Here is a 445-nt window from a genome sequence, read left to right as displayed (position 1 = left end):
GAGAGGAAAACGTGGTGCAGGGTCTCCTAGTCCCGGAGGGTACCGGGTTGGCTTACCACGGCGGGCGTAGGCGTCGCCGTGATGGTGACAGGCCGATGCGCGTAAGCGCCAGTGAAGTGGAGGCTGCACTGACCGAAGCGCTGAACTCGAGCGGTAACTGGGTTCTGCGATAGATGAGTCTGGGCCCTGACACTCCCGTTCGTCGGATCGAGGCATTTTTGCCGCGGTTCGACGCGAGGGGAGGTCGGGGCCTTGCCTTGACTGGGGACAAGATACTCTTTAGACTCTTGTACCCCTAAATTTGGCGGGGATTCGTTCCTGCCATTTTGCTTTTCTTGCACGCCAATACCGTCGCAAGGCAGCAGTGGAGCTAGTCGATGGCAACAATCAACCAGACAGTACGTAAGCCCCGTAAGGGTATCGTCGCGTAATCCAACTGACGTGC

Annotated in this window: 1 protein-coding gene; it reads left to right on the top strand. The window is 58.2% G+C overall.

All coding sequences use genetic code 11. The features are described 5' to 3' along the window. Positions 1 to 173 (top strand): hypothetical protein (locus JMV15_RS28860; protein ID WP_408004012.1); only part of this gene is annotated, 173 nt, incomplete at its 5' end. Positions 174 to 445 lie beyond the last annotated feature (272 nt).

Source organism: Pseudomonas paracarnis (genome assembly GCF_904063055.1).
GTDB lineage: Bacteria > Pseudomonadota > Gammaproteobacteria > Pseudomonadales > Pseudomonadaceae > Aquipseudomonas > Aquipseudomonas paracarnis.
This window is presented reverse-complemented; position numbering and strand designations above follow the sequence as displayed.